This is a genomic window from Streptomyces sp., assembly GCF_035563135.1.
Classification (GTDB): domain Bacteria; phylum Actinomycetota; class Actinomycetes; order Streptomycetales; family Streptomycetaceae; genus Streptomyces.
Genome location: NZ_DATMVN010000073.1, coordinates 1 through 4,887, shown reverse-complemented (window position 1 = coordinate 4,887; position 4,887 = coordinate 1). Strand labels below are relative to the sequence as shown.

4 protein-coding genes and 1 pseudogene are annotated in these 4,887 nt (G+C 65.0%); 3 read left to right on the top strand and 2 right to left on the bottom strand.

The genetic code is table 11. The features are described from left to right. The coding region (locus VN520_RS03245) for a transposase (RefSeq protein WP_325745296.1) at positions 1–545 on the top strand (545 nt) is incomplete at its 5' end. Here the strand turns inward: VN520_RS03245 and VN520_RS03240 are convergent. Together VN520_RS03240 and VN520_RS03235 are read right to left on the bottom strand one after the other, a co-directional pair. Then, on the bottom strand, positions 535–855 hold the full coding sequence (locus tag VN520_RS03240; protein WP_325745295.1) for a transposase: 321 nt from the start codon (positions 853–855) through the stop codon (positions 535–537). The two genes, VN520_RS03245 and VN520_RS03240, sit on opposite strands and share 11 nt — an antisense overlap. A 29-nt stretch (positions 856–884) precedes the next feature. Further along, a pseudogene (locus VN520_RS03235) lies at positions 885–1,108 on the bottom strand (IS5/IS1182 family transposase); the annotation flags it as partial. 384 nt (positions 1,109–1,492) lie between these two features. Here VN520_RS03235 and VN520_RS03230 point away from each other — a divergent pair. Next, positions 1,493–3,064, top strand: coding sequence for an ABC transporter substrate-binding protein (locus VN520_RS03230; protein ID WP_325745294.1), 1,572 nt, complete (start codon positions 1,493–1,495; stop codon positions 3,062–3,064). Positions 3,065–4,149: 1,085 nt separating this feature from the next. Next, on the top strand, positions 4,150–4,605 hold the full coding sequence (locus VN520_RS03225; RefSeq protein ID WP_325745297.1) for a nuclear transport factor 2 family protein: 456 nt from the start codon (positions 4,150–4,152) through the stop codon (positions 4,603–4,605). Positions 4,606–4,887: the final 282 nt, after the last annotated feature.

Below are 4,887 nucleotides of genomic sequence, written 5' to 3'. Positions count from 1 at the left end.
CACCGCGGGCTGGTCGAGCGATCGGGGCCACGCTGCCCGGTGCCGGCTGGCAGCGGTGCCGCACCCACTACGCGGCCAACCTGATAGCGGTCTGCCCGAAGAGCGCCTGGACCTGGGTGCGGGCGCTGCTGCACTCGGTCTACGAGCAGCCCGACGCCGCCTCGGTGCACGCCCAGTTCGACCACGTGCTGGACGCCCTGACCGACAAGCTGCCGAAGGTGGCCGAGCACCTCGAGCAGGCGCGAGCCGACGTGCTGGCCTTCACCGCCTTTCCGAAGGAGGTCTGGCGGCAGATCTGGTTGAACAATCCCTCCGAGCGGCTCAACCGAGAGATCCGCCGGCGCACCGATGTGGTCGGCATCTTTCCCGACCGTGACGCGCTGGTCCGCCTGGTCGGCGCCGTGCTGGCCGAGCAGCACGACGAGTGGACCGAAGGCCGCCGCTACCTCGGCCTGGATGTCCTCGCCCGCTGCCGCATCCGACCCGTTACCGAGTCAGCCACCGACACCACCGAGGAGGTGACCATCCCGGCGCTCAGCGCCTGACCAACACGAAGATCACGTGGAGGTCGTCACACACCACGCCAGCGGACTCGACCTTCGTCCGGCGCAACTCCCGCACCTCGCGTTCGAGCTCGGCCAGCCGGGTGGCGTCATCGGTCATGGTGCCCGGCCGGTGGCTCTCGTCGATCTCGGCCTGGATGACCCAGTTGCGCATCGTCTCGGCGTTGATGCCCAACTGCGCCCCGATCCGCTTCAACGCTCCGGTCCGGGTCGCCGGGTCACGCCGGGCGTCGACCGCCAGCCGGGTCGCCCGCTCACGCAGCTCATCGGGGTACTTCCTCGGTGCCGCCATGACTCTCATCCTCACGTGGATTGAGAGCCTCCATCAGACCCGGTGCGAGACACCAGGCGGTCACTGGCGCGCAGTTCGGCCAGCAGCGCCTCGTGCAGGGGCCGGCCGGACGCCAGTCTCGGTCCAGTCCCGCAGCCGCCGCCAGCAGGTGATCCCCGAGCAGCCGACCAGTCCGGCGGGCAGTTGGTTCCGCGATCCCGGTCTTGAGCACGAACACGATTCCGGGCCGAGCGGCCCGGTCGTCGACCAGGCGCCCAGACTCCGGCATGACAGGGGACCAATCCATCAAGGCGCGCAGCTGGCTAGCGCCGGCTCCGCCTGTGCTGTTCGCTCTGCATTCACAGCCGTGAAAAAGCCGCTCAGCATCTGTGCATGGACCGGGAATTGCCAGTAATGCGGGCTCGGCCGGTCGTGCCGGAGTGGAGCAGCACCGCGTCGCCTGCTTCAAGGGTGGTTCCGGTCACGAGCTGTGACGCCGATCGAGGATGGGACAGGGTGTTCACCACAGGCCACGTTCCTTCGATCACCTGCCTCGAGAGCTGAGGCTGCGCGTTGACGCTTTAATCGAGCTCATGGTTGGCTCCCTCGCGGAGCGTGTGCCAGGTCACGCTTTCCTACGACTCATGGAGGTGGGGCCGTGGCCTGCAATCGGTTGTTCGCGGCGAGGCCGTCTGGACGCGGTGCGCGTGCGGCGGTCGCGCTGAGCGTGAGCGGGTTGCTGCTGCTCACTGGGTGCGGAGGCGGCAGCGGGGGCGACAGCGGTGACGCCGCTGGCGCATCGGGGGAGGACTGCGATGACACGCTGTCTCTGGCACTCGAGAACACGGTTCCCGGCTGGGACTACAGGCAACAAATCGGCAGCGGGCACCCCTGGCTGCAATGGCGGGCGGTCTACGACACGCTGCTGAAGAACGATGTCGAAAACGGCTCCATTTTGCCGGGCGCAGCCGAGGAGTGGTCGTACAACGAGGACAAGACGGAGCTCACGCTGAAGCTGCGCGATGGGATGACGTTCACCGATGGAGCGCCTGTCGATGCGGAAGCTGCCAAGCGCAGCCTGGAGGGTTTCCGTGACGGGGGCGGACCCGGTGCGGTACGACTCAGAGGGATCACGGTGGACGTGGTGGATGACTTGACCATCACCGTCACGCTGCCAGGTCCGATGCCGGCCTTGCTCTTCTACCTCGGCGACGCGCCGGGTGCGCTGGTCAGCCCGGCGTCCATCGATTCGCCGACCATGGACACTCAGCCGGTCGGCAGCGGCCCGTACGTGTTGGACACACAGAACTCGGTGACTGGCAGCAAGCTCCTCTACGACCGGAACCCCGACTACTGGAACCCTGACGACTACCCCTATGACAAGCTCGAAATCTTGATCATGGCGGACGAGACGGCCCAACTCAATGCGCTGGCGACCGGGCAGATCGACGGCGCTGAGGTCATGCTGGCCAGCATCGAGCAGGCCGAGTCCTCGGGCAGCCACGTCGAGAGCTTTCCCAACTTGATGAGCGGCTTCTTCTTCGTAGATCGTGCCGGAACGAACGTTCCTGCCCTCGGGGATGTGCGGGTACGGCAGGCGATCAACATGGTCTTCGACCGGGAAGCGATCGTGCAGTCCCTGTGGAACGGCCATGGCACGGCAAATCCTCAAATCTTCAGCCCGACCACGTCGGGGTTCCAGGAGGATCTCCTGGACTACTACGACTACGACGTCGAGGGTGCGAAGAAGCTGATGGAGGAAGCTGGCTACGCCAGTGGCTTCGATGTCATGATTCCGGAAATCGCCGGTTATCAGGACGAGTACACCGCCATCACGGTGCAGCAGCTCGCTCTGCTGAACATCCGTGCCCAAGTAGTGCCTCTCCCGCGGCAGGAGTCCCTCCCCCGCCTCACTAGCGGCGAGTTCCCCATGTTCGTCTACAAGGTGCCTGCAAATATCGAGGTAAATGTGGTAGCGAACTATGCGGCGCCGGGAGGGGCTTACAATCCCTATCGCAATCAGGATCCCGAGCTGGACGAGCTGCTGGCGGAGTGGGAAGTCGCCGACCAGACCGACGCGGCGCAGATCTACCAGCAGATCAACGAGTTCCTGGTCGAGAACGCCTGGTTCGCGCCGTTCGGTAACCCGGATGTGTCGTGGGCGTTCAACGACTGCACCAGCATCACCGGGACCCAGGGCGGCACGCCTCCTCTCCACGCCTTCGAATAGCGGAGCCGGGTCGGCGGGGCATGCAGGGCCCGCCGACCGACCGCAGCCCTTCACCTGTGGTTGTCGTCGGCGCACAGCGCCATCGAGCTGTTCGCCACGCGGCGGGTCCTGGCCGCGCACCGACCGATGCCCCGAAACCGAGCTCGAGCGCTACGTCCGCCGCCTCGATGGGCCGTAGCCCGTCCAGTCGCGGACAGACACGAGAGCGGCCGACCACGATGGAGCGCCCTGATCTCGGGGTGGAGCTGAGGAGACTCGAACCCTGACCCCCACTCTGCCAGAGCTCTTTGCGGCGCTCCGTGATCGCCAAGAAGACCTTCCACAACAGGTGTTCTGAACCTTTACCTGCGCGGATGTGCTGTTGGTCGAAGTCGGTCGTCGACGGCAGTTAGCGGTGGTTTGCGAACTTCTTGCAGGCTCGCTGCGGACTGCTGAGCCTGGGTGACCACTCCGCTCGATGCGCTTCTACCCGCGACCTTCACGTCGGCTTCCGGCACCTCCCCTGCCCTCTAGCCTCTCACCGGACAGAGGCACGGCTATCGATGCTCACTGCCACTCCCCCCACCCGGTCCACTGCGCCGGACTCGACGTGCGCGTCAAGGAGCGACTCGTCAGGCTCCCGCCTACGGATCCATCTCCGAGGCGGGCTAGCACCACAGGTACCTGGTTGTCTGGATCGAGTGGAACTGGCCACCGGACCTTTGGCCGTTAGCGGTCGGTATGACGCCATCGACGTCCTGGTAGTCAACGGTGTCACCAACGCCCGCGCCAAGGCCAACGGATAAGCAGGCCGGTCACACCGCCGCTGCTATCGAAACCCGTTCCACTACCGCGCCCGAACCGTCCCTGCCGGCCCGCAAAGGACGGCACGTCGACGGCGTTGATGAAAGTTTTGTCACCAAGAGCGAGGGCCCTCAGCGGTCCATGCTGCGCCTTGACCCACTCATATCGCGTAGCTAACATACTCACCGCAGGAATTTGACTACACGCGTCCACATGTCGGACAATACACGCAGCCTCGTGATGACACAGTGCGGCGCGAGCACTGGTGGCCGCCTTACGACTAAGGAGAATGCAGCTTGAACATGCCGATCAATCCCCCGGATCCCAAGATCAGCTTCGAGGACTGGGTGGCCATCCACCAACTCATCGGGCGCTATGTCGATGCCGTCGACCGACACGATCCCGAATTGTGGGGTGCGTGCTGGGCCAGTGAAATCGTTATGAACGATGGGACCACACAAAGTCGGGAACAACTGATTGAGAATGTTCTTAAGCTGTGGGGAAATCGCAACCCGGCCCAGCCCTTCCGTCACTGGATGACGAACCTCCTGTTTTTGGAGTACACACCGGAGCGAGCGAGGATGCGCACCGGCGTCGCTTGGGCACAGTTTGAGGACGGCCAGTTCCGCATTTTAAACCACCTAGGTTATGACGATATCCTCATCGTCGAGGACGGCGTCTGGCGCTACCAGCAACGCCGGATGATTCCCTACCAGCGTGTCGTCAACGCACTGCCAGCCGATCAGGGCGGCTACTAGCCCGGATCCTTCACCGTCATGATCGTTCCGATGGTCGTCGGCGTTCTTGTCCCGCGTAGGCATGAAAATCGCATCCGGGTGTGACGACTCGCCTGAGTCGCTCGGGTGGGCGCCGGTTCCACGGTCCGGGCATCGCTGCGGGCGTCGGGACGGTGAGCCGGGAGTCAGCCGGGCGCCGGAGACACGGCAGGCGGGTCAACCGAGCGAGCGCGTCCAGTGCCTGTAGGGCGAGGACGGTGAAGGGCGAAGCGGCGGCCAGGTGCAGCAGGCAGCGGCGGCCGG

Excerpts from the sequence above, each read along its gene's own strand:
- VN520_RS03240 (WP_325745295.1), bottom strand. The coding sequence starts at position 855 with ATGGCGGCACCGAGGAAGTACCCCGATGAGCTGCGTGAGCGGGCGACC.
- VN520_RS03225 (WP_325745297.1), top strand. The coding sequence starts at position 4,150 with ATGCCGATCAATCCCCCGGATCCCAAGATCAGCTTCGAGGACTGGGTG.